General features: G+C 39.5%; 25 protein-coding genes and 1 riboswitch. Of the genes, 22 read left to right on the top strand and 3 right to left on the bottom strand.

All coding sequences use genetic code 11. The features are described from left to right. The first annotated feature begins 22 nt into the window (after positions 1–22). The 9 genes from AC0KUU_RS15890 to AC0KUU_RS15850 all read left to right on the top strand — a co-directional run bounded on the left by AC0KUU_RS15890 (position 23) and on the right by AC0KUU_RS15850 (position 9,987). Entirely contained in the window at positions 23–1,510 is a 1,488-nt protein-coding gene (locus AC0KUU_RS15890; protein ID WP_043980243.1) for an aldehyde dehydrogenase family protein, read from the top strand. Positions 1,511–1,535: 25 nt separating this feature from the next. After that, on the top strand, positions 1,536–2,912 hold the full coding sequence (locus AC0KUU_RS15885; protein ID WP_043980240.1) for a putrescine aminotransferase: 1,377 nt from the start codon (positions 1,536–1,538) through the stop codon (positions 2,910–2,912). Positions 2,913–3,034: 122 nt separating this feature from the next. Then, positions 3,035–3,991 carry an agmatinase gene (gene speB, locus AC0KUU_RS15880; RefSeq protein ID WP_043980238.1) on the top strand — a complete coding sequence of 319 codons (957 nt, stop codon included), beginning with the start codon at positions 3,035–3,037 and terminating at the stop codon, positions 3,989–3,991. A gap of 299 nt (positions 3,992–4,290) precedes the next feature. Beyond that, entirely contained in the window at positions 4,291–5,670 is a 1,380-nt protein-coding gene (locus AC0KUU_RS15875; protein ID WP_043980235.1) for an APC family permease, read from the top strand. A gap of 113 nt (positions 5,671–5,783) precedes the next feature. Then, the gene (locus tag AC0KUU_RS15870) at positions 5,784–6,443 is read left to right on the top strand and encodes an HAD family hydrolase (protein ID WP_043980233.1); all 660 of its coding nucleotides are present in this window, start codon (positions 5,784–5,786) and stop codon (positions 6,441–6,443) included. Positions 6,444–6,616: 173 nt separating this feature from the next. Further along, positions 6,617–7,561 carry an ABC transporter substrate-binding protein gene (locus AC0KUU_RS15865; RefSeq protein ID WP_016763165.1) on the top strand — a complete coding sequence of 315 codons (945 nt, stop codon included), beginning with the start codon at positions 6,617–6,619 and terminating at the stop codon, positions 7,559–7,561. A gap of 80 nt (positions 7,562–7,641) precedes the next feature. Further along, on the top strand, positions 7,642–8,676 hold the full coding sequence (locus AC0KUU_RS15860) for a FecCD family ABC transporter permease (RefSeq protein ID WP_043980230.1): 1,035 nt from the start codon (positions 7,642–7,644) through the stop codon (positions 8,674–8,676). A gap of 5 nt (positions 8,677–8,681) precedes the next feature. After that, positions 8,682–9,698 (top strand): FecCD family ABC transporter permease, encoded by a 1,017-nt coding sequence (locus AC0KUU_RS15855; RefSeq protein WP_043980228.1) that lies wholly within the window; start codon positions 8,682–8,684, stop codon positions 9,696–9,698. A gap of 124 nt (positions 9,699–9,822) precedes the next feature. Continuing rightward, entirely contained in the window at positions 9,823–9,987 is a 165-nt protein-coding gene (locus AC0KUU_RS15850) for a hypothetical protein (protein ID WP_237074539.1), read from the top strand. A gap of 34 nt (positions 9,988–10,021) precedes the next feature. On the opposite strand, the gene AC0KUU_RS15845 is transcribed toward AC0KUU_RS15850, so the two are convergent. The 3 genes from AC0KUU_RS15845 to AC0KUU_RS15835 are packed head-to-tail and all read right to left on the bottom strand — an operon-like array spanning position 10,022 to position 11,043. Beyond that, positions 10,022–10,372: a DUF3231 family protein gene (locus AC0KUU_RS15845; protein ID WP_230183638.1), complete on the bottom strand. Its 351-nt coding sequence runs from the start codon at positions 10,370–10,372 to the stop codon at positions 10,022–10,024. 30 nt (positions 10,373–10,402) lie between these two features. After that, the gene (locus AC0KUU_RS15840; protein WP_237074540.1) at positions 10,403–10,936 is read right to left on the bottom strand and encodes a DUF3231 family protein; all 534 of its coding nucleotides are present in this window, start codon (positions 10,934–10,936) and stop codon (positions 10,403–10,405) included. Further along, complete coding sequence (locus AC0KUU_RS15835; protein ID WP_237074541.1) at positions 10,909–11,043, bottom strand: DUF3231 family protein; 135 nt, start codon at positions 11,041–11,043, stop codon at positions 10,909–10,911. The genes AC0KUU_RS15840 and AC0KUU_RS15835 overlap by 28 nt, the downstream gene beginning before the upstream one ends. A 248-nt stretch (positions 11,044–11,291) precedes the next feature. Between AC0KUU_RS15835 and nei the strand changes: the two genes are divergently transcribed. The 13 genes from nei to AC0KUU_RS15770 all read left to right on the top strand — a co-directional run bounded on the left by nei (position 11,292) and on the right by AC0KUU_RS15770 (position 23,796). Then, positions 11,292–12,110: an endonuclease VIII gene (gene nei / locus AC0KUU_RS15830; RefSeq protein WP_043980226.1), complete on the top strand. Its 819-nt coding sequence runs from the start codon at positions 11,292–11,294 to the stop codon at positions 12,108–12,110. 105 nt (positions 12,111–12,215) lie between these two features. After that, positions 12,216–12,593: an FAS1-like dehydratase domain-containing protein gene (locus tag AC0KUU_RS15825; RefSeq protein WP_043980224.1), complete on the top strand. Its 378-nt coding sequence runs from the start codon at positions 12,216–12,218 to the stop codon at positions 12,591–12,593. 215 nt (positions 12,594–12,808) lie between these two features. Next, positions 12,809–14,188: a DUF6612 family protein gene (locus AC0KUU_RS15820; RefSeq protein WP_322551751.1), complete on the top strand. Its 1,380-nt coding sequence runs from the start codon at positions 12,809–12,811 to the stop codon at positions 14,186–14,188. Positions 14,189–14,343: 155 nt separating this feature from the next. Next, positions 14,344–15,249: an N-acetylmuramic acid 6-phosphate etherase gene (gene murQ / locus AC0KUU_RS15815; RefSeq protein ID WP_043980220.1), complete on the top strand. Its 906-nt coding sequence runs from the start codon at positions 14,344–14,346 to the stop codon at positions 15,247–15,249. 12 nt (positions 15,250–15,261) lie between these two features. After that, a complete protein-coding gene (locus AC0KUU_RS15810) occupies positions 15,262–16,116 on the top strand; it encodes a MurR/RpiR family transcriptional regulator (RefSeq protein ID WP_013081906.1) in 855 nt (284 codons plus the stop codon). Between the two features lie 88 nt (positions 16,117–16,204). After that, positions 16,205–17,566: a PTS transporter subunit EIIC gene (locus tag AC0KUU_RS15805; RefSeq protein ID WP_165575519.1), complete on the top strand. Its 1,362-nt coding sequence runs from the start codon at positions 16,205–16,207 to the stop codon at positions 17,564–17,566. Next, the gene (locus tag AC0KUU_RS15800; RefSeq protein ID WP_322551752.1) at positions 17,563–18,573 is read left to right on the top strand and encodes a MupG family TIM beta-alpha barrel fold protein; all 1,011 of its coding nucleotides are present in this window, start codon (positions 17,563–17,565) and stop codon (positions 18,571–18,573) included. Before AC0KUU_RS15805 ends, AC0KUU_RS15800 begins: the two co-directional genes overlap by 4 nt. A 215-nt stretch (positions 18,574–18,788) precedes the next feature. Then, positions 18,789–18,891: riboswitch (TPP riboswitch) on the top strand. Between the two features lie 114 nt (positions 18,892–19,005). Next, the gene (locus tag AC0KUU_RS15795) at positions 19,006–20,283 is read left to right on the top strand and encodes an acetylornithine deacetylase (RefSeq protein ID WP_043980211.1); all 1,278 of its coding nucleotides are present in this window, start codon (positions 19,006–19,008) and stop codon (positions 20,281–20,283) included. 5 nt (positions 20,284–20,288) lie between these two features. Then, positions 20,289–20,960, top strand: a complete 672-nt coding sequence (tenA, locus tag AC0KUU_RS15790; RefSeq protein ID WP_043980210.1) for a thiaminase II — start codon at positions 20,289–20,291, stop codon at positions 20,958–20,960. Further along, positions 20,953–21,717 (top strand): ABC transporter ATP-binding protein, encoded by a 765-nt coding sequence (locus tag AC0KUU_RS15785; RefSeq protein WP_013081911.1) that lies wholly within the window; start codon positions 20,953–20,955, stop codon positions 21,715–21,717. The genes tenA and AC0KUU_RS15785 overlap by 8 nt, the downstream gene beginning before the upstream one ends. Beyond that, positions 21,714–22,457 carry an ABC transporter permease gene (locus AC0KUU_RS15780; RefSeq protein ID WP_322551753.1) on the top strand — a complete coding sequence of 248 codons (744 nt, stop codon included), beginning with the start codon at positions 21,714–21,716 and terminating at the stop codon, positions 22,455–22,457. The genes AC0KUU_RS15785 and AC0KUU_RS15780 overlap by 4 nt, the downstream gene beginning before the upstream one ends. Next, positions 22,454–23,464 carry an ABC transporter substrate-binding protein gene (locus AC0KUU_RS15775; protein WP_016763180.1) on the top strand — a complete coding sequence of 337 codons (1,011 nt, stop codon included), beginning with the start codon at positions 22,454–22,456 and terminating at the stop codon, positions 23,462–23,464. Before AC0KUU_RS15780 ends, AC0KUU_RS15775 begins: the two co-directional genes overlap by 4 nt. 86 nt (positions 23,465–23,550) lie before the next feature. Further along, positions 23,551–23,796, top strand: coding sequence for a ferredoxin (locus AC0KUU_RS15770; protein ID WP_043980201.1), 246 nt, complete (start codon positions 23,551–23,553; stop codon positions 23,794–23,796). Positions 23,797–23,831 lie beyond the last annotated feature (35 nt).

Below are 23,831 nucleotides of genomic sequence, written 5' to 3'. Positions count from 1 at the left end.
TTATTTAATAAGGAGGTATCTTATGGATCGTACAGCCGTTAAAACGTTAACTTTAAATATGTACATAAACGGAGAGTGGAAAAAAGCAGAGAAGCAACGTCCTACTGTTAACCCAGCGACAGGTGAAGTAATTGGATATGCTGCAGAAGGCAGCGCAGAAGATATGAAAGCAGCAATTGAAGCTGCACGGGAAGCCTTTGACAGCGGAAGTTGGTCTGAGACTTCTGCGTCTGAAAGAGCAGCTATCTTATTTAAAATTGCCGATAAGCTTGAAGAAGCGAAAGAGGAATTAGCAGCGCTAGAAACAATGGATAACGGAAAGCCATATCGCGAGGCTGAGGCTGATGTGGAAGATGCAGCTGCTTGTTTTAGATATTACGCTGGATTAATTACAAAGCCAGACGGTCAAACGTACAGTGTTCCTGCACCTATGCAAGCAATGGTTATAAAAGAACCAATTGGGGTGTGCGGACTGATTGTACCTTGGAATTATCCGCTGTTGATGAGCGTGTGGAAAATTGCACCTGCTTTAGCTGCAGGAAATACGATTGTATTTAAACCTTCTGAAGTGACACCGGTTACTCCTACAAAACTTTTTGAGATTTTAGAAAGCGTAGGATTGCCAAAAGGAGTAGCAAACCTTGTTATGGGAGCTGGAGATACTGTAGGAAATACGCTTATTCAAGATAAGCGTGTTGATAAGATTTCCTTTACGGGCGGAACGGTAACTGGAAAACACATCATGCGTCAAGCAGCGGAGAATGTAACGAAAGTCTCTTTAGAACTTGGAGGAAAGTCACCGAACATTATATTTGCTGACGCTGATTTTGAAACAGCTGTAGATTATGCCTTATTTGGAATTTTTGCAGGGAGCGGCCAAATTTGCGCTGCAGGTTCTCGTATTTTAGTAGAAGAAAGCATCGCTGAGAAATTTATTGAACGTTTTGCAGAGCGTGCTCAAAAAATTAAAGTAGGAAATGGAATGAATCAAGAGATTGAAATGGGCCCTCTTGTAAGTGAAGAACATATGAAAAAAGTATTAAAGTACATCGAAATTGGAAAGCAAGAAGGCGCCCGCCTTGTATGCGGAGGCAATCGAATCACCAGCAGTGGATTGGAAAAAGGATTCTTTGTAGAACCTACGGTTTTTAGTAACGTTACGTCAAATATGAAAATTGTGCAAGATGAAATCTTTGGACCCGTTGTTGTTATTCAAACGTTTAAAGACGAAAAAGAAGCTATTAAACTTGCAAATGATACGGAATATGGTTTGGCAGGCAGTGTGTTTACAAACAACGGCGCAAAAGCTCTTCGGGTGATTAAAAAGCTGCGTGCGGGCATCACTTGGGTAAACACATATCATTTTACATTTAACGAAGCGCCTTGGGGCGGATATAAGCAGAGCGGAATTGGTCGAGGGCTGGGCACGTTTGGATTGGAAGAATTTCAAGAAGTAAAACAAATTAATATTAATTTACAAGTAGAGCCAATCGGCTGGTTTAAAAATTAAAAAGTAGAGAAGGAGCGATATTAAAATGAATACAGTGACGAAAAATCAAGAGGTAAACAAAGCATATGGTGAAGTAAACGAATATATCAACAAAGTGCTGGGACTTATTGAAAAAAGCGAAGTTTCAGCTGAAGAAGCACAGTGGATTACGAAAGAAACAGTAGACGGATTTCGTGAGCATGTTAACCCAGGCTTTTTAGAATATCGCAAAACAGTAACGGTGGATACGCAGTTTGCAGCTGTGGAATGGTCAGATGAAGGCTCTTGTTTTACGGATGTAAACGGTAAAAAATACATTGATTGTTTGGGCGGATTTGGAATTTATAACGTGGGGCACCGCCATCCTAAAGTAGTCAAAGCTGTTCAAGATCAGCTTCAGCGTCAAGCGCTCCATAGCCAAGACTTATTAGATCCACTTCGTGCGATGCTTGCGAAAATTTTAGCAGATATTACACCGGGTGATTTGAAGTATTCCTTTTTCACAAACAGCGGAACAGAAAGTGTAGAAGCCGCTTTAAAATTAGCGAAAATGTATAGTGATCGAACAACGTTTATTTCCACAACACGTTCTTTTCACGGAAAAAGTCTAGGTTCTTTATCAGGTACGGCAAAAGGAATGTTCCGTAAACCATTTCTGCCGTTAATTCCAGGTTTCCGTCACGTGCCGTTTGGTGATATTGACATGATGCGTAAAACATTTGAAACGTGCGCGCTTGTAGGGGAAGATGTGGCAGCTGTTTTATTAGAACCAATTCAAGGAGAAGGCGGCATTATTCTTCCTCCTGAAAATTATTTAAAAGAAGTGCGTGCACTATGTGATGAGTACGACGCTATCTTAATTTTTGATGAAGTTCAAACAGGTATGGGACGTACCGGTGAAATGTTTGCATCAGAACTATACGATGTTGTACCCGATATTTTATGTCTTGCTAAAGCGTTTGGAGGAGGAGTTATGCCTGCTGGCGCGGTTGTAGCAAAAGAAAAAGTGTTTTCAAGCTTCTTTGATAATCCGTTTATGCACACAACAACGTTTGGAGGCAACCCGCTTGCCTGCGCAGCCGCTATTGCAACCATTAACGTGTTGATTGAAGAACAGCTGCCAAACCGTGCAAAAGAGCTGGGAGAATATTTCCTTGCTGGTTTAAAGAAAGCAGCTGAAAAACATGGAGATAAAGTACTTGAAATCAGAGGGCAAGGTTTAATGATTGGAATTGAGTTTCACCAAGATGAAATTGGCTACGCGCTTTCTAAAGGTATGTTTGATGAAGGGATTCTAGTAGCCGGCACGCTTGTAAACTCTAAAACAATTCGTATTGAGCCACCGTTGACTATTTCAGCGGAAGAAGTAGATCAAGTCATTTCTATATTTGAAAAAGTATTAAATGAGCTGAACCACCAATAAATGTAACAAGGAGCAATGAATATGAGTCGGCAAAGGTTTCTTATTCCCGTATTGCTTTCAATGATTTTAGTAGTGGAAATGCCTAGCGACTAACTGAAATCATTGAAACGGAGGAGTGAATTATGAAATATCCATTGTCCCCAGATGTCAAACCAGAATTTTGTACAACGGGCTCATTTATGAGGCTGCCAGCGGAAAGAGAAAATGCAAAAGTAGGGCTAGTAGGGATGCCGTTTGATACGGCAGCATCTTTCAGAGTAGGTGCGCGCTTTGCACCTCAGGCAATTCGGCAAGCTTCCATGACGCTGTTTCCTTATCATCCGGTACACGACGTATATCCATTCGATGATACAAATGCTATCGATATTGGTGATGTGCCCGTGATTCCGCATAATATTCACAGAAGCTATGAATTAATGGAAGAAGCGGTAGGCACTCTTATGGATAGGGGAATTGTTCCAATTGGAATTGGAGGAGATCATTCGATTACCTTGGCAAGCCTTCGTGCTGCTGCTAAAAGATATGGTCCAGTGGCTATGATTCATTTTGATTCTCATACAGACACGTGGGATACGTATTACGATGAAAAATATTGGCACGGATCTCCTTTTATACGCGCATATGAAGAAGGGCTAGTAGATCCAAAGAAGGTCTTTCAAATTGGTATCAGAGGAACATTAAATCATCCGGGAGATGTTCAAGAAAGCAAAGACCTCGGTTATCATGTAGTAACGGCCGGGGAGCTTGAACATCAAGGATTCTCAGTGATTTTAGAGCAAATGAAGACAGCGATTGGAGATACTCCGTGCTTTTTAACGTTTGATATTGATTTTGTTGATCCTTCTTGTGCACCAGGAACAGGAACGCTTGAAGTAGGCGGATTCAGCAGCAGAGAAACGCTGAAAATGATCCGTTCTCTGGCGGAATTTAACTATGTTGGATTTGACCTGGTGGAAGTGCTGCCTTCTTATGATCCAACTCAGATAACCTCGTTGCTTGCAGCTACAATCATTCATGATTTTGCTAGTTTAGTTGCAGTGAAAACGAAAAGAGAGTCATTGGATACGATGATTGAATAACGGCTTGTAAGCAGAAATCCCTCTTATTCAGAGGGTATTTCTGCGTTGATATAGCAGGAGATTAGGAACATATAGCTATTTAAAATAAAGCGCTTTCGTAATATGATAAAAGAAAAAGATAGGTTGTTAGCAACCCTTACCAACTTAAAGAAATAAATCATATATTTGCTATAGTAAATGTAACTACTCTTTATATAAAAATGAATGAAAGTCATTCATTTTTATATAAAGAAATTAAATACAGGCATTTATGGATTTAATTGTCAGAATGTTCTTAATAAATAGAAGGGGGAAGATAAATGAAACATGAAACAGTAACATTAAAAAGGTCGTTGAAATTATGGCAGATTGTATTAATGGGGATCGGATATATGACTCCGATGGTAGTGTTTGATACGTTTGGGATTGCGTCTGATATGACGAATGGACACGTTCCCACGTCTTATATCATAGCCCTTGTCGGGATGCTTCTCACGGCAGTAAGCTACAAAAAGATGATTCAAGTGTTTCCAAATGCAGGGTCAGCTTATACATATACGCAAAAGACAATCAATCCACATTTAGGATTCTTAGTTGGCTGGTCTGCACTAATGGATTATCTCTTTTTACCGATGGTTAACGCACTTATTTTTCAAATTTATTTATCATCTATTTTTCCTTCGGTACCATCGTGGATTTGGGTTGTCAGCTTCGTCATTATCGTTACGCTGCTAAATTTACGAAGCGTTAATTTCACCGCCAATTTCAATACGTTTCTTGTTATATTTCAAATGACGATTTTAGTATTGTTTGTTGCTGTTTCAATCAAAGCCTTGCTAGGAGGAATGGGGGAAGGTACTCTTTTTTCTATGAAGCCTTTCTTTAATCAGAACATGACGTCATCAGGGCTAATAGCGGGAGCCACACTTATGTGTTTTTCCTATTTAGGATTTGATGCAGTGGCTATGTTATCAGAAGAAACGCCTAATCCTAAAAAAACGATTCCGCAAGCTATTTTTTTAGTTGCGTTAATCGGAGGAGTCATGTTTACCGTGACATCTTATTTTATTCAAGCGGTTTTTCCAACGTTAGAAGGATTCAAGCATCCAGACGCTGCGGCTCCTGAAATTGCTATGTATGTGAGCGGTACGCTGTTTCAAATTGTCTTTTTAGCTGGAGGAATTGCAGGAACATTATCATCAGGCATGTCATCGCATGCAAGCGTTTCGCGTTTATTATACGTAATGGGACGCGATCGAATTTTACCTCAGTCATTTTTTGGTTATGTTCATCCTAAGCTGCGCACCCCTTCGCGAAATATTGTATTAGTCGGAGTTGTATCAGCAAGTGCTATTTTCTTCAGTCTGGCAACAGCTACGTCATTTATTAATTTTGGAGCACTCATTGCGTTTTCTTTTGTTAATATTTCGGTTATTGCGCACTATGCTGTTCATCAAAAGCAGCACCGGTCGGCTAAGGGATTTTGGTCATACATTGTTATGCCACTATTAGGAGCAGCAGCGATTGGCGTTTTATGGCTTAACTTGGAGCGCAACTCCTTTTTACTTGGTATTGGCTGGGGGATTGCTGGTTTGGTTTATTTAGCGTATGCAACGAAAGGTTTTAGAAGGCAGCTGTCTTCCATTGAGTTTAAGGAAACAGAAGAAATGTCACCTTTGATGAAAGTCGGAGAAAAGTAAGGATAGAAACTACCTGTTTAAGCCTATCTTATTAAGGAAGCCACATTTATGGATTACGCATTTTGAACGTGTTACTATGTAAGAACGATAAGATAGAAAAAGGTAGGTAAATTATGATTAAAGCAGTTGTGTTTGATTTTGATGGATTAATTATTGATACAGAATCAGTGTGGTATGAGGTATACCGAGAAATGTTAGAAGACAGGGGAGTAGATCTACCGATTGCAACGTTTGCTTCTTATGTGGGAACGGATGCTACGGCACTTTACGATTACTTGCTTCAGCAGTTTAACAATGAGTTCACAAAAGAGGAACTAGCTCAAGAATCGTTAAGACGTCATCAAGAAAAAATGAAATTATTAGTAGCCCGAGAAGGTGTAGCGGAGTACTTGGCAGAAGCAAAAGAACTTGGATTGAAAATTGGTTTAGCAAGCAGCTCATATCGCGACTGGGTAACAGCTTTTTTAAAAGAGCTAGATTTGCTGCACTATTTTGAAGTCATTCAAACGCGCGATGATGTAGAAAAAGTGAAGCCAGATCCGGCTCTTTACCGAAATGTAATTGAAAAGCTAGGAGTAGAGCCCTCTGAAGCTTTGGCATTTGAAGATTCTTCTAATGGAGCAAAAGCTGCTATGGCAGCAGGCTTGCGCTGTGTGATTGTACCAAATCCGTTAACTAAACATCTGTCGTTCGAAAGATATCACTTACACATCGAATCGATGAAAGAGAAAAGTTTAAAAGAAGTGATTCAGTATCTTTGTATTGAAGATTAAAAAGAAAGGACGCTCCTGCTGCGTCCTTTCTTTTTTTATAGAATAGATATAATTTTTTTAATTAAAAAATAACGAATCAGCTTGTTTAAATAGATAAAACTGATATAATGATAACGATTATCAGTTTCAAGAGTCGATTATCTACATAAAGATACAAGCAGGAGGAATGACATTTGAATAAGAAAAAAATAGGACTGCTGGCTTTTATTACAATGCTAGCAATCGGAATGCTTATCGGCTGCAGCAGCACGAATAAGGGAAATTCAGCTGATGAAAAAAGTGAAAAAACAAGAGTGGTCAAGCATGAGCTTGGAGAGACAAAGGTAAAAGAGAATCCAAAGCGAGTAGTCGTATTAGAGTTAGGCTTTATTGATGCATTGTTAGATGCTGGTATCAAACCTGTAGGAGTAGCTGATGATGATAAAGCAGAACAGCTTATTGATAAAGATGTACTAAAAGAAATCAAAGGATACAAATCAGTTGGCACGCGAGCGCAGCCAAGCTTGGAATCGATTAAACTGCTGAAGCCCGATTTGATTATCGCCGATTCAGAACGTCATAAAAATGTATACAAAGAATTATCGAAAATTGCGCCAACGATTGAGTTAAAAAACTTAAATGCTAATTACGATGATTTACTAAATACAGAGTTAAAAGTAGGAGAAGCGGTTGGCAAGAAAGCAAAAGTTGAAAAAGTGGTAGAAGAGCATAAGCAAAAAATGAAGGATTTAAAAGCAAAAGCACCAAAAAATCCGGGCAATGTACTTGTTATCGCTGATGCAAATGGTAATATTAATGCTAGAACTTCAAATTTCTTTACAACGGGTGTTCTTGAGCAATTAGGCTTCAAAAATGCATTAACAGATCCTACAAAAGAGTACAGTGTAAAAATGACAATGGAACAACTTGTAAAAGCAGATCCGGACAAACTCATTGTTATGCGAAATGAAAAAGGTCATACGCCTTTAGCAAAACAGCCATTATGGAAAGAGCTAAAAGCGGTTAAAAATAATCAAGTGTATGAAGTTGATGTATTTAAATGGTCTCTTCGCCGAAGTGTACAAGGTGCAAATGGTATTGCAGATGAAGCAGAAAAGTTATTATTTGAAGGCAAATAATAACGAAGAAAAGAACAATCCAGCGGGATTGTTTTTTTTCTTTTTAATGAACTTTCAAATGGAAGGAGGCGCATTCTACTATGAAAGCTGTTCACGGCTTATCCAAAAGAAACAAATCTCCGCTTCGTATAATAGCTATTTTTCTTGCGGTTATTATTCTTTTACTGATTTCAATGTTTTTATCTATTTCCATCGGTTCTATACATATTTCTTTTGGAACGATTAAGCAAGCTATACTAAATTTTGACGGATCAAAAGAACAGTCTATTATTCAAACTGTCCGTCTGCCTCGCTTATTGGTAACGGCATTTGTTGGCGCTAATTTGGCTGTCGCTGGAGCGTTGATGCAAGCATTAACTAGAAATCCATTAGCTTCTCCTGGTATTTTTGGTATTAATGCCGGCGCATCAGCGGCAATGGTATTTTTAACGGTTTTAGTGCCTAGTGTAAGCATGATTGGCGGGGTATTTGGTGCATTTTTAGGAGGCGCATTTGCTGCTGTTATTGTTTATGTCATGAGTTCGTTGATTAAAGGAGGCGACAGTGATGTAAAGCTTGCTTTAACAGGTGTTGCTATACAAGGTATGCTTATGTCTCTCACGCAAACGCTGCTGATTTTTAATGAAAGCAAAACAGAAGGCGTTATGTTCTGGCTCACCGGTTCAGTTATTGGGCGAGATTGGGGACATGTTCATGTATTGGTTCCTTTTAGCATCGCGGGCCTGCTTATTGCGTTTGGTCTGGGAAGAGCGTCTTCTTTATTGTCTTTAGGAGATGACGTAGCTAGAGGACTCGGGCAGCGAGTCTTTGCCATTAGAGCGTTCACTGCAGTTGTTGTGATTGTATTAGCAGGTGTTTCGGTGGCAATTGCGGGTCCCATTGGCTTTGTAGGGCTTGTTGTTCCTCATATGGTACGCTATTTAATAGGTGTAGATTACCGGTTCGTTTTGCCAATGAGCGCGCTGCTTGGTGCATCTTTATTGCTGCTAGCAGACGTATTATCACGATTTATTACATACCCGTATGAGACTCCTGTAGGTGCAGTAACAGCATTGCTCGGAACGCCGTACTTTATTTACTTAGCGAGACGCAAAAAAACAGAAAGGAAGGCATGAGTTATATGCAGACTGTCAATAAAACAAAAAAGCAGCCATCTCGATTCAAGTCTGTCGGCCTGTTTATCATTCTTTCTGTCTTAATTATAGCGCTGAGTGTGATAAGCCTTAGCTTAGGAGACATTAACATACCTCCTCTAGACATTATTACGTCTTTTATTGGTATTGGCGATCCTGACTTGACGTCCATTTTAGTAGAATTTCGTCTGCCTCGTATTTTGCTGGCTATTTTAACAGGAGTCGGCCTAGCTGTGTCCGGAGTCGTCGTACAGTCCATTATGAGAAATCCGCTCGCTAGTCCAGATACATTAGGTCTATCAAGCGGATCAGGATTAGCAGCTGTTGCAGTCACTATTTTACTGCCTTTAGCAAGCCCATCTGTTTTATCTGTCGCTGCGTTTGCAGGAGGCTCGCTTGTCTTTGTAATCGTCTATTTGCTTGCTTATAAAAAAGGAGTAGAACCTATTCGATTTGCATTAATAGGTGTAGCAGTCAGCGCTTTTTGTTCATCCGGTATTCACTTGTTAATTTCAAAAGCAAATCCAAACGTAAATGCGGCACTGATTTGGCTGAGCGGCAGCTTATGGGGAAGAACATGGGATCAATTAATTGGTTTACTTCCCTGGGTCGTTATATTAGTACCGTTGATTTGGCTGTTAGCTGCTCGGTTAGATTTAATTCATTTAGGTGATGAAGTGGCTCGAGGACTAGGGGCTAGAGTAGAGTTAATTCGTCTAGTATTGCTGGCAAGCGCAGTGGCAATGACGGCTGCGGTTGTATCGGTGGTTGGCACAATTGGCTTTGTAGGGCTTATTATTCCTCATGTGGCCAAACGGTTAGTGGGACCGAGACACAAAAAATTGATTCCTACAGCCGCTTTGCTTGGCGCTTTGTTTGTACTAGCAGCAGATTTAATTGGGAGAGGAATTGCTCCTCCGGTTGAAATTCCGGCTGGATTAATCATTGGCATTATCGGCGCTCCGTATTTTCTTTATTTACTGTGGAGAGAATCTAAAAAATGAGGCTGTGACAAAAGTAGTGTAGTTAAAGTTAAACACGAACTATTCATCAAAAATGGATGAATAGTTCGTTTTTTTTTGTAATCATGATGAACGTAGGTTTCATATATGCAGGTGCTTCTAGCTGTTGTTTGTAGAGCAAGGCGAAGACTCCTGCGGGAAAAGCGCAACAGGTGAGACCCCGCAGGAGCGCAAGCGACGAGGAGGCTCAGCGGGCGCCCGCGGAAAGCGAAGCCTTGCACGGAAATCAACAGTGGTGTCACAAGCAGTCCAACTCATTGCTCGTCTTTAGATTGGGTTCATTTCGTTATGTCCCAATCTCATTTTTATTCCAAATGAATTTTTGGGAATGGAATATGCGGAGGCTCTTCTAGCCATCCTTGTTCAATGCTTATTCTTGATACTTCTTTGGCGTATTCCAAAATTTCATTCGTGAAGTTTGTATAGTTTAAAGCGAGATCTAAACGCGGGCTCGTTGACATCGCCAGCCCGTATCCACGTACATTTTCAGTAATCATCGCAGCCAGGTGAAACATCATGAGTTTTTCTGAAAATGGAGGAACGGAAGACTTTTCTACTCCGTAATCCCACTTCATTGTGACCGGTATGTTTTCTACCATTAGCGGTTGTGACAGGGATTCAATGTGCTGCTGTACCTGCTCTCTACCTTTTAACAAAAAAGCTTGAATTTCCTGAGAAGGAGCTGTTTAAGCAAACCCTAAAATTAAATCCTTTGCAATTAAGTTCGTCTGTATGCTTGACACGATATGAGAAATTTCGATGACCGTTAACGGCCGCTTTTCATCAAAATAGCTTCCTAAGAAAAGTTCTTTATCGTTCATATCAGACGCATCTGCAATAGGAATAGGAGGAAGCTCTATAAAAATTTGTTTTTCTAACAGCAAATCTGTAATCGTTTGATTAAGCTTTTCTGCTTTTAATAGCAAGCTGCGAAAAAAAGATCGTACATCACTTCTTGCGGCAACATCGACGCCCGTAGTTGCTGATAGCAGAAGGATATTTGAAATATGCTTCAAATAAAGCAAATAAAAAGAATCCGAAAATAATTTTGGAGCTTCAACATTAAGGTCTTCTTCGCCGAAACCTAGCGGGATTGGCATATTTTCTTTTAAAAAGATAGCAGTGAGCGCATCACTGTTTTTTGTTGTGATGTGCAGTGTACCTTGAATCGCTTTTTGAATATCTAAATCGTCTACATGACACAGAAAATGTTTAAGCATACAAGAAATTGCTTTAGCATACAAGAAATTGCTTTATCGTTCATATATTGCTTCCAAATAACAGCCATCTCGGCGGCTGATAGTGGAGAAAATGATTGATTGTTCATAATAAACTCCTCATATATAGATAAATAACAAGTTTCTAAAAGGTTATCAACTAGTATAAGTCAAAGGAAGTAAGATAAACACTATAGAAAGTAAAAAAGGTATCAACATTTTACTATAAGAGTAACCGTCATGCATAATTTAAAGGTTCTTTTAGGAAAAGAAGAGTTCAACCGCTTCTTTCTTGCAAAGCAGAAATAAAACCGAAATAATAAATGAAGAAAGTTAGGCAAGAAAGGAGTTTCATTATATGCCAGAAGGTCCAGAAATTAGACGAGCAGCCGATGAAGTGGAAAAAGCGATTATTAGTCTTCCCGTTAGAGAGATATGGTTTGCTTTTCCATCTTTACAGCATTACGAAGAAGTATTAACGGGTGCTCGTATTAAAAGGGTAGATACAAAAGGGAAGGCTATGCTTATTCGTTTTGACAATGGCTATACCATTTATTCACATAATCAGCTTTATGGAAAATGGTATGTACGTTCATCTTACAATTATCCATCTACAAACAGACAGCTGCGTCTTGCTATTCATAATGAAAAAAAATCAGCGCTGCTCTATAGCGCTTCTGATATTGAAGTATTGCGTGATGAAGAAGTTTCTGCTCATCCTTTTGTATCAAGAGTAGGTCCGGATATTTTAAGTGAAGAAGTAACGGCAGATGAGCTTTTAGATCGCTTTTACTCTAAGTCATTTTACCGCAGAAAATGGGCGTCACTGCTGCTAGACCAAAGCTTTATAGCGGGGATTGGAAATTATTTGCGCAGTGAAATCTTATTTGTAGCGGGAATTAATCCTGCAGCTCGTCCGGTAGACTGCACGGAAGAACAGCTTAAAAAGGCAGCTGAAGCAACCATTTCTCTTGTCAAACGGTCCTATGAAACAGGTGGCATTACAAATGATGTAAAGCTTGCTGAAACGTTAAAAAAGAAAGGCCAAAAGCGCTCTGAATACCGCCACTGGGTTTTTAACCGTGAAGGAGAAGCTTGCCGAATTGACGGCACGCCTATCTTAAAAGTGCAAGCTGCTTCTAGAAGGCTTTATTACTGTCCTACTTGTCAAAAATAGCAGGATATATTTATTCTGCTATTTTTTTAATGTGGGAATGAATGACTGTTCATTTTTTGTGATATAGTTAAAAAGTAAAGTCATAATCTTAAGGGGAGGGATAAGATGGAATGTAAAACAGGAGATACATTTACGTGGCAAAGAACGTTTCAAGAGGAAGAAATCATGCAGTTTGCGGAGATGACTGGGGACCGGGGCAAACATCATATAGAACGTGACGAAAAAGGGCGGATAATGGTGCATGGACTTATGACTGCTAGTATTGGGACAAAAATAGGAGGAGACTTAAACTACATTGCAAGAGAAATGGTGAGTGAATTTCTTCGTCCAGTTTTTGCAGGAGATACAGTTACCTGTGAATGCATATTAACTGAAGTAGAAAAAGCAGATGGTTTTAAAAAAGTGAAAATCAAATCAGTGTATCGAAATCAACAAGGTAAAGAAGTACTGATAGGGACAAGTAATGGAGTTATTAGAGATTAAAATGAAAACGCTAACAAAAAATAAGTTATGAATGTTGTTAGAAAAGTCACGGATTCGTGACTTTTTTATTATGCAATTTCCTGCTTTTGTTGGTTACCATTTAAATGTAAATATGGTAATTTAGTAAAGTTGAGTTTCGCAAATGGTAAAAATGTGTATTTACTAAGTACATAGATTCTTATTTTTGGAAAAATATTTAAAAAGGAGTTTCTTATATGAAAAAAATAATGAATACAGGCTTAGCACTATCATTCGCTCTATTGCTTTCGGCATGTGGGATGCCGTCTTCAGAGGAATTAACGGGTGACGTGAAAGAAGCACAAGAAAAGGTGAAAAATGTTCAAGTGAAGGTCACTGGAAAAGAAGAAGGATCCTCTGATTACCAAGTAAACGGAGTACAAGAGTTTGATTTTAAAAGTAAAGCAGGTTACATTAACAAAAAAATGAACGGCGAAGAATTGAAGGTGTATCATGATGGTGATGAAACGCTAGCTGTGGCTGGAGAAGAAAGCACAAAAGTACAGGGAGAAGAAAAAAAGTACGTTGCGGCTTTAATTAATAACGCTATGGAGCTTCAACAAAATCCAATACGCTACTATCAAAAATATGATAAAAATCTTCCAAATGAATTTGACGTCACCGAAAAAGACAAAGAGTATGTATTAACATTTAACGGAGACAAAGACAAAAAGCAAAAAATTGTAGCAGGTGATGCTAAAGCTTATTATAAAATAACAAATCAAGGCAGCGATACCGCTGTAGACCTTGACCAAATTAAGGGAAAAGATTTTTCGCTTGTTGTGACAATTGATAAAGAAACGAAGCAAATAAAGAAAGTAGTAAAAAATCAGTCGTATTCAGTTAAAGTAGACGGGAAAACAGAAAACTCAAAGTCTAAGCAAACGTATACGTATACATATAACCAATTAGACAATGTAACAAAACCAAAAGTGGAAGCAAAAGCCGCTGCTGCTTCTAAAGATAGCAGCACCGAAACGCCAAGTAAGGAAAAGCAAGCTGCCTATGCCAAGGAAGCAGGACAATACGTGGATGCTTTAATTCAAGCAACTGTTTATCAAAATACAGATCAATTTGTTGCTAAACATCCGAATCAGCAAGATAAGAAACAGGTGAAAGAAAAAGGGGAGTTCCAAAAGAGTTCGTTTGTAGAGTTTTTTGAAACGAATTTTAAAGGTGCTTTATCATCATTGAGCTCAAATATAACCGACGAGCAGTTAAACGAAGTAAGCAGCGCTTTTCTAAAAGCTCTTTCATCTACAAAATATAAAATTAAAGATGCAGCGTATAGTGATGAAGATGATGCGTACGTCGTACAAGTCGAAATTCAAGGATTTAACGATGCAAGTGTATTAGCGGAAGTCATGACACCACTTGCAGAAAAATATCAGGCGGGTGAGCTGAGTAACGAGCAGTTAGTAAACGAACTTATTAACGGAGTGGCAAAACGCTATCGTGAGCCAGTTGAATTACTTCCTGCAAAAACAGTCCCTGTACACGTCGTAAGAAATGGTGAACAAGATTACGAAGTTTTAATGCAAGATGAGTATCTGTTAACATTTGCTCAACAATCATAAATAGACATAAAAAAAGATTTTAGCTATATGCCTGAAGTCTTTTTTTGTGTTTTTTAAAATATAATTTTAAAAAATAAAATAAATTATTGAAATTATATTTCAAACAAATTATAATAGCCATAACTTCACTATATGATGAAAAAGGAGCCCAAAAGATGAATGAACAGCTTACGTTATTAACAACAGAGTCCCAAAACGAACACACAATGAAGATAGATACAGCTAGTACAAAGGAAATTTTAAACATAATGAATAAAGAAGATCAAAAAGTGGCGCTGGCTGTACAAAAAGTACTTCCAGACGTAGAGGTGGCAGTTGAATTTGTAAGTGAATCGTTTCAAAAGGAAGGCCGGCTTATTTATGTCGGAGCAGGAACAAGCGGGAGGCTGGGAGTATTGGATGCTGTTGAATGCCCGCCTACTTTCAGTACCAATCCCAATCAGGTACAGGGATTGATGGCTGGAGGAGAAAAAGCATTTGTTAAAGCAGTTGAAGGTGCTGAAGATAACGAAGAATTGGGAGCAGCAGATTTACAAAAAATTCATTTGAATGAACGAGACACAGTCATTGGAATTGCTGCAAGCGGACGCACTCCTTATGTGATTGGTGCATTAAGATATGCAAAATCTGTAAAAGCTAAAACGGTGGCGCTGTCTTGCAATGGTAATTCTCTTATTGGAAAAGAAGCGGACCATAGTATTGAGGTGGTAGTAGGTCCGGAAGTGCTAACAGGTTCCACAAGGTTAAAAGCAGCAAGCGCTCATAAAATGATTCTCAACATGATTTCTACAGCGGCTATGATCAAAGTAGGAAAAGCGTATGAAAACTTAATGATAGATGTTCATGTGAGTAATGAAAAGCTTAAAGAACGAGCAATAGGTATTATTTGTAAAATTATGGGTGTTTCTTATGAGCAAGCAAGTCGAACGCTTGAAGAAGCAAATAATGAGGTAAAAACAGCAGTGGTTATGATCAAAACAAATGAAAATTATGACACCGCGAAGATGTTACTTAATAATGCGGACGGTTATGTGAGAAAAGCGATTGAACATTACGTATAAAGGAGAGAAACGATGTCAACAGGCGGATTAACAATGATTAAAAACACGGTGGCTAAGCTTCCTGATTCGGAGAGGAAAATTGCTGAATATATTTTAAACAACCCGCATACTGTGGTAAACAGTACGGCTGGGGAACTAGGTAGACTAGCGAATGCGAGCAGTGCTGCTGTTATTCGTTTGTGTAAATCTATCGGGGTTAGCGGGTTTCAAGAATTAAAGGTAAGAGTAGCCGGTGATTTAGCTAGAGATACGGAGCAAGGATACCGCGATATTGAAACAAATGAAACGATTCAATCTATTGTCAAAAAAACGGCAAGCAACAGCATTCAAAGTCTAAGTGATACGGCCGAGCTTGTGAATTACAAAGAAGCAGAGCGGGCTGTTTTGGCGCTGATTGAAGCTAAAAACATTCATTTTTTTGGAATCGGTGCTTCACATATTATTGCTATGGATGCGCAGCAAAAATTTCTTCGAATTAATAAAAATGCGACTGCTTTTGCAGATAGCCATCTAGCAGCTACACTTATCGCAAATGCAAGTAAAGACGATGTAGTTGTGGGCATCTCTTTTTCAGGGGAGACTCCTGAAGTAAGCAATGTCTTATCTTTAGCTAAAAATCGCGGAGTAAAGACGATTAGCTTAACCAAGTACGGACAGTCTACCGTTTCGTCTTTAGCTGATATTTGTTTGTATACGTCTTATTCTCAAGAAGCGCCGTTTCGAAGCGCAGCTACATCGTCTCGTTTAGCCCAGCTTTATGTGATTGATGTGTTATTTTTAAGTATTGCAGCGCAGCAGTATGACCAGACGATTGAGTATATTGATAAAACAAGGGATGCCATTCAGTTTTTGAAAACTAAGAAATAAAAAAAGAAAACGATTACAAAAGGGGATTTTGTGGTCTGTTTCCTCAGTACCGTGTCCATCTAAGAGGAAAATACAAAGGGGGATTAACATGTCTGTAGATAATCATCAATTAGCAAAGGTTATTTTGGAGATGCTTGGGGGAGCATCAAATATTGAAGCGTATACGCATTGTATGACTCGGCTGCGCGTGACTGTAAAAGATGATTCAATTGTAAAAAAGGCAGATATACGAAAGCTTGAAGGCGTACTTGGATTAGTTGAAGAAGAAACGCTGCAAATCATTATTGGTCCTGGAAAAGTAAACAAAGTAACAGAGGAATTTGGAAAGTTAATTGATGAATCTGGCGGTATTAATTTAGAAAATCGTGCGGCTCAGCGGAAATCAGAGCTGAAAGAAAAAAATGCAACTCCGTTTAAGCTCTTGCTTCGCCGAATTGCGAGTATTTTTATTCCGTTAATACCTGCTCTTGTAGCATCTGGACTTATCACCGGAGTGACAAAAGCAGCTGTTCAAGCGAAGTGGCTTCCGGCAGATTCACAGATTGCTATTCTTTTAACCGTTATCGGAAGCGGTTTATTTGCTTATCTTGGTATTTTAGTAGGTATTAATGCGGCAAAAGAATTTGGTGGTTCGCCGGCTCTAGGAGGCTTAGCCGGTATTTTAGTCATTAATCCTGCCGTAGCTGATATTAAACTTTTTGGTGAAGCACTTTTGCCGGGACGGGGCGGCTTAATAGGCGTATTGCTTGCAGCAATCTTTATGGCCGTAGTGGAAAAACGAGTGCGTAAATTTGTCCCTCAGTCACTGGATATTATTATTACACCGACCGTTACGGTGTTAATTACAGGCATTATTACGTATGTAGTGTTCATGCCAATCGGAGGTTTGATTTCAGATGGAATCACAAAAGGCCTTTTAGGAGTTTTAGAGGTTGGAGGAGTTGTAGCAGGCTTTGTTTTAGGAGCAACGTTCTTGCCGCTTGTCATTACAGGACTGCATCAAGGTCTTACTCCTGTTCATTTAGAGCTTATCAATTCAATTGGAGATGATCCGCTTCTTCCTATACTAGCAATGGGCGGAGCCGGTCAGGTAGGTGCCGCTTTTGCTATTTATATCAAAACGAAGAAAAAACGTTTAAAGCGAGCAATTGGAGGCGCTCTTCCTTCAGGGCTGCTTGGAATCGGAGAGCCGCTTATTTTTGGAGTCACACTTCCTTTAGGGCGTCCATTCTTAACCGCTTGTCTCGGAGCTGGAATCGGCGGAGCATTTCAGGCGCACTTTCATATTGCAACTGTAGCGGTGGGGGTATCAGGTTTACCGCTTACGTTTTTAGTTCATGCGCATCAAATTCTTCTTTATTTACTTGGATTAGTTGTTGCTTATACAGCAGGCTTTGTTTGTACCTATTTCTTTGGATTTAACGATGAAATGGCGAGGGAGTTTGAATGATCGGTATTTCGTTTTATTTAAATGATAGTGATGCCCCCGAAAAATTAATAGAAGCGAGTGAGTGCGGCGTCACACGTGCATTCACTTCGCTTCACATTCCAGAAGAAAAAGGAGATTTGGCTGAACGGGCAAAAGACTTGCTTCATGTGGCTAGAGATTGTGGAATAAGCGTGTATGCAGACGTATCTAAGCATACGCCAGTTCATTTAGGTATTGAAAGCCTTATGTCGCTATCTTCACTTGGCGTATCTGGTATTAGACTAGACGATGGCTTTAGCGCAGAAGAAACTCTTTCGCTTGCGAATGAATTTTATATTGCTGTTAATGCAAGTACGTTATCCAAACAAGAAATTGAAGCACTCTTATCTGCAGGTCTTCATCATCATCAGCTGCTTGCATGGCATAATTTTTATCCGCGGCCTGAAACAGGGCTTGAAGAAACGTTTTTTCAACAGCAGACAGATTTATTTAATGAACTTCGGATTCCAGTCTGCGCTTATATTCCTGGAGAAGACGAAAAAAGAGGCCCTATTTATCAAGGTCTTCCTACTAGAGAAACAGACCGTAATAGATGTCCTTTTACCTCTGCAGTAGATTTATACGGATGCGGAGTAGCAGAGGTTTATATTGGAGATCCATGCGCCGGTTCAAGTTTATTAAAGCGTTTGGTTCAATATCAAGAAAGCCGTATTATTCCGCTGCGCATTCGTTCACCTCATATAGAGGGAACGTACAGCGTGCGTCCGGATGTATCAAAAGACGTTCTGCGTTTAGTTGATACTCGATCTGTAAAACCAGTGCCGCCATTTCATACAGTAGAGCGCAGAAAGGGAGCAATTACAATGGACAATGATGGCTACGGACGTTACAGAGGAGAGGTTCAAATAGCTAAAACGAATTTGCCTGCAAATGCTAATGTGAATGTGGTTGGGTATGTAATAGAAGAAGATCATGAGCTGCTTTCGTTAGTGAGACCGGGGCAAAAACTTGAGCTTGTCACTGTCTAAATGGAAAAACCGCGTATTTTTAAAAAAGCCGCTAACTAGTAAGCTTATAAAAGTAAAGAGCACACACTGCTTAAAAAAGGTGTGTGCTTTTTATTTTACTAAAAAGGAAACTATTTTCATTGCTGAATCATGAACCTTTCTATTGAATAAAACGCTTTACTATGATAAAACTATTACAGGTAAACATATGATAATCGTTTAATTTTATAGAGATACAACGCCACTAGGGGTGCTTTCTAAGCTGAGAGAGACGAGAAGTCTTAACCCTTATAACCTGAACTAGGTAATACTAGCGTAGGAAAGAGGTATTGTAATGGATGTTTTGTATGGTATTTCCTTACGAACTCGTTATAATAATTTTTTGTATATAAACAAAAACACTTCTTTCCTGCGAAAGAAGTGTTTTTTTATGCGTAAAGGAAGGTGTCATACATGGAAGAAACAATTGATTTGATTGTCAAACAGGTAGAGGAGCGCAAAGGGGAGCTAATCCAGTTAGTAAAAACGCTTGTTTCATATAAAACGCCGGCGCCTCCTGCACGAAATTCTCATGAAGCGCAGCGTTACGTAGCAGATTTCCTTAAAAGCTGCGGTTTTTCCATCGATATGTGGGATTTATATTGCAACGATCCTATTGTAGTGGGCACGCTAAAAGGGAAAAAATCAGCTGACTATCAAAGCTTAATTATTAACGGGCATATGGATGTAGCTGAGGTACAAGAAAATGAAAAGTGGGAGACAAATCCGTTTGAAGCTGTGGTAAAAGACAACATGATAATCGGACGCGGAGTTGCTGATATGAAAGGCGGCTTGGCAGGAGCATTATTTGCAGTCCAGCTTTTAACAGAAGCAGGAATCGAACTGCCGGGAGACTTGATTTTTGAATCCGTTGTAGGAGAAGAAGTGGGAGAGGCAGGTACGCTGCAATGCTGTCAGAAAGGATATACAGCTGACTTTGCGCTTGTTGCTGATACGAGTGATTTACATATTCAAGGTCAAGGCGGAGTGATCACGGGATGGATTACGATAAAAAGCAGTAAAACCTATCATGACGGTACACGCCGAAGTATGATTCATGCTGGAGGAGGTCTGTTAGCTGCGAGTGCTATTGAGAAGATGGCAAAAGTGATCGGAGGGCTGCAAGAATTGGAGCGCCACTGGGCTGTTACAAAAAGCTATCCAGGATTTTTGCCGGGAACAAATACGATTAATCCAGCAGTAATCGAAGGGGGAAGGCATGCTGCGTTTATTGCAGATGAATGCAGGCTGTGGATCACCGTTCACTATTATCCCAATGAATCATACGACCAAGTATCAAAAGAAGTGGAAGAATACATTTTAGCTATTGCAAAAGCAGATCCATGGTTAAAAGATAACCTGCCAACCTTTGAATGGGGAGGCACATCAATGATTGAAGACAGAGGAGAAATCTTCCCGTCATTAGAAATTGATGAAAATCATGCTGGAGTACAGCTTCTTGCAAATACTCATGAACAAATTGAAGGGAAAAAGCCCCCAATCGATGTGTCAACTAGCGTAACAGATGGCGGTTGGCTAGCTGATGCGGGAATTCCGGCAGCTATTTACGGTCCGGGAAATTTAGCAAATGCACATGCTGTGAATGAACAATTAGATATGAATCAGCTTATTCAATATACAAAAGTGATGGTGCAGTTCATTTATACGTGGCTGCATACGCATAAGGAGTGATCATCATGAAATTTAGTGAACGATTATACGAAAAGCTGCAGCCTATTTGGCGTCAAAATCATAATCATCCCTTTGTACAGGGAATGGGAGACGGAACGCTTGAAAAGGAGAAGTTTCGCTTTTACATGATTCAAGATTACCTTTACCTAATTGATTATGCCAAATTATTTGCGATTGGAGCCATGAAAGCTACTGATGTTCAAACGATGGGGAAATTTGCTGCACTTTTGGATTCTACATTAAACGAAGAAATGAGCCTGCACCGTGAGTATGCCAAGAAATTTGAAATCAGCGAAAAAGAATTAGAAAAAGCGCAGCCATCTCCTACAACGCTTGCATACACACACTATATGCTGCACGTTGGTCAAAGCGGAACATTAGCTGAATTAGTGGCGGCTCTTTTGCCTTGTATGTGGAGCTATTGGGAAATAGGAAAAGAACTCAGTGAAAAGCCTGGAGCTAACAATGAGTTTTATCGTGAGTGGATTGAAATGTACAGCTCAGAAGAATTTGGAGAACTAGCGACATGGTGTATTAATTTATTCGACTCACTTACTGCAGACAAATCAGAAGCGGAGTTAGAAAAGCTCGAAGAAATTTTCTTAAATACAACGCGTTTTGAGTATATGTTCTGGGATATGGCTTATAACGAAGCGATGTGGCCAATTCATGAATAAGTCTGTGTTATCTTTTCAAAACGTCAGTTTTACGTACAAAAACGGTGATCAACCGATTTTAACATCATTAAACTTAGACGTGAAAGAAGGCGAGTTTGTCAGTATCGTTGGAGCGAGCGGTTCTGGGAAAAGTACGTTGTTTCGTCTCATTACAGGTCTTGAACAGCAGAGTGAAGGCGATATCGTGATTAACGGACAGTCTTATGAAAAGCGGCTTGGAAAAGTAGGCTACATGCCGCAGCAAGATTTGCTTCTTCCGTGGCGTACGATTTTAGACAATGCAGCGCTGCCGCTTGAGCTTCACAATGTGTCAAAAGCAAGTGCTCATAGGCAAGTATCTCAGCTGCTCGAAGAGTTTGGTTTAAAAGGGTATGAAAATCGTTTTCCAAGTGATTTATCTGGAGGGATGAAGCAGCGTGTTTCTTTTCTGCGAACGGTATTAAGCGGTTCTAACGTACTGCTTTTAGATGAGCCTTTCAGTGCGCTTGATGCCATTACGCGTTTGTCGATGCAAGAATGGCTGCTTGAACAATGGCAAAAGCGTAAGCACACCATCTTATTTATCACTCATGACGTAAACGAAGCGCTTTTTTTATCAGATCGTATTTTTATCTTTTCAGACAAGCCGGTAAGTCATCTTGAAGAGATTCAAGTGCCGCTTAGCAGACCTCGAACGCAAAAAGATTTGAATCAACAGCGTGTGCTTGACGTAAAAGATTATTTAATTGAACAGCTTAGATCGAAGGTGAACACATGAAAAAGTACGGAGCTTCAGTGATATTAGTAGTCATTTTACTGGCTGCTTGGGAAATTGGAGCACGCATTGTAAACTATCCGTTTATTTTACCAACGCCCACCGGTATTTTAACGAAGCTTTGGGATTTGCGAATGGATTTATTGTTTAAGCATTTACCAGCTACGTTATCTATTGTCATAATTGGGCTGGTTATATCCGTTGTGCTAGGGGTTCTGCTGGCCGTGTGGATGAATTGGAGCTCGCTTATTGAGCGTGCTTTCTATCCGCTTATTATTGCGTCACAAATGATTCCGACCATTGCCGTTGCTCCTGTATTTGTTCTCTGGTTTGGCTACTCCATTTGGAGCAAAGTGATTGTGACCGTATTAATTACGTTTTTTCCCATTACCGTTAGCACGTTTGACGGGCTTCGTTCCACAAACAAAGAGTTAAAAGAACTCATGTTAACGATGGGAGCAACAAAAAAAGATATTTTCTTTAAGTTGAACATTCCTTCTGCACTGCCTCATTTTTATTCAGGGCTCAAAGTAGCGGTTACCTTTAGTATAATAGGTGCTGCCATTGGCGAATGGTTAGGTGCACAAGCAGGCTTAGGATATTTCAGTCGTCGTATGATGACACAGTTTGATGCAGCTGGTGTATTTGCACCAATTGTAATTTTATCTGCGCTTGGTATTTTATTCTTTATTATTGTAGTAGGTTTTGAAAAACGTTCATTAAAGTGGAGGAAAACAGAATGAAAAAATGGTTTGTAATTGGCTTAAGCCTGATGCTTGTTTTGATGCTCGCTGCTTGTGGTCAGAACAAGGAAAATAAAGCTGGTGACAGTAAAAAATTAAAAGACGTTACAATTATGCTTGATTGGTATCCAAATGCAGTGCACAGCTTCATTTACGCTGCACAAGAAAAAGGATATTTCAAAAAAGAAGGGCTGAATGTAAAAGTACAGTTTCCTGCTAATCCAACAGACTCGCTTAATTTAGCAGCTGCGGGGAAAGTTACGCTCGGCCTTTATTATCAGCCTGATGTAGCAATGGCACGAGCAAATGAAGATGTGCCGGTAAAGTCGGTAGGAGCAATCGTAAGGTCTCCGTTGAACCGAGTTGTGGCGCTGAAAGATAGCGGTATTAAGCGTCCTAAAGATTTAGAAGGAAAAGTAGTAGGCTACAGCGGAACACCATTAAGTGAATCTGTTCTAAAGAAAATGGTGAAAAGCGATGGAGGAGATCCGAATAAAGTCAAACTAGTAGACGTAGGATTTGAGTTAAATTCATCGCTGATTAGTAAAAAAGTAGATGCCGTAATAGGGGCATATATTAATCATGAAGTACCATTGCTTCACAAAAAAGGATACAAAACGGTTGACATTGATCCTTCGGATTACGGCGTACCATCTTACTATGAGCTAGTGGCAGTTACTGGGGATCAAACATGGGCAAAAGATTCTGATACGATTAAAGCGTTTTGGCGTGCCGCGACAAAAGGATATGAGTACACAGAGAAGCATCCAAAAGAATCACTTCAAATTCTATTAGATAACCAAGATAAATCAAACTTCCCTCTTGAAAAAGACGTGGAAACAAAAAGTTTAAATATTTTACTTCCGAAAATGAAGTCTGAACACGGATTTGGCAGTCAAACGAAAGAATCATGGCAGTCAAATGTGGACTGGTTAAAAGAGTCAGGATTAATTAAGAAAAAGCCAAATGTAGATGAAATGTTTGAGAATATCGGAGAATCTAAGTAAATAATTTAAGACGAATTTAAAAAAACCTTCTTATACTGAACGTAACTTTCTGAAAGAGAAAGTGAAAAGGTAAAGGAGGTTTTTTTATGGCTTTTACGATGGTAGATAAGGAAACATGTATTGCTTGCGGAGCATGTGGAGGGAGCGCACCAGATCTTTATGATTATGATTCAGAAGGTCTTGCTTATGCTGTGTTAGATAACAACGAAGGAATAAAAGAGGTTCCTGAACATCAGCAAGATGAGATGATGGAAGCGTACGAAGGATGCCCAACAGACTCGATTAAAGTTGCAGAGCAGCCCTTTTATGGAGATGCAACAAAATTCGAATAGGGTTTTTGAAAAAAGTTAACGATAAAGTACATTTA

This window comes from Priestia sp. ST2, assembly GCF_055810735.1.
Note: the sequence above shows the minus strand (reverse complement) of the source record. Positions and strands in the feature narration are given on the sequence as shown.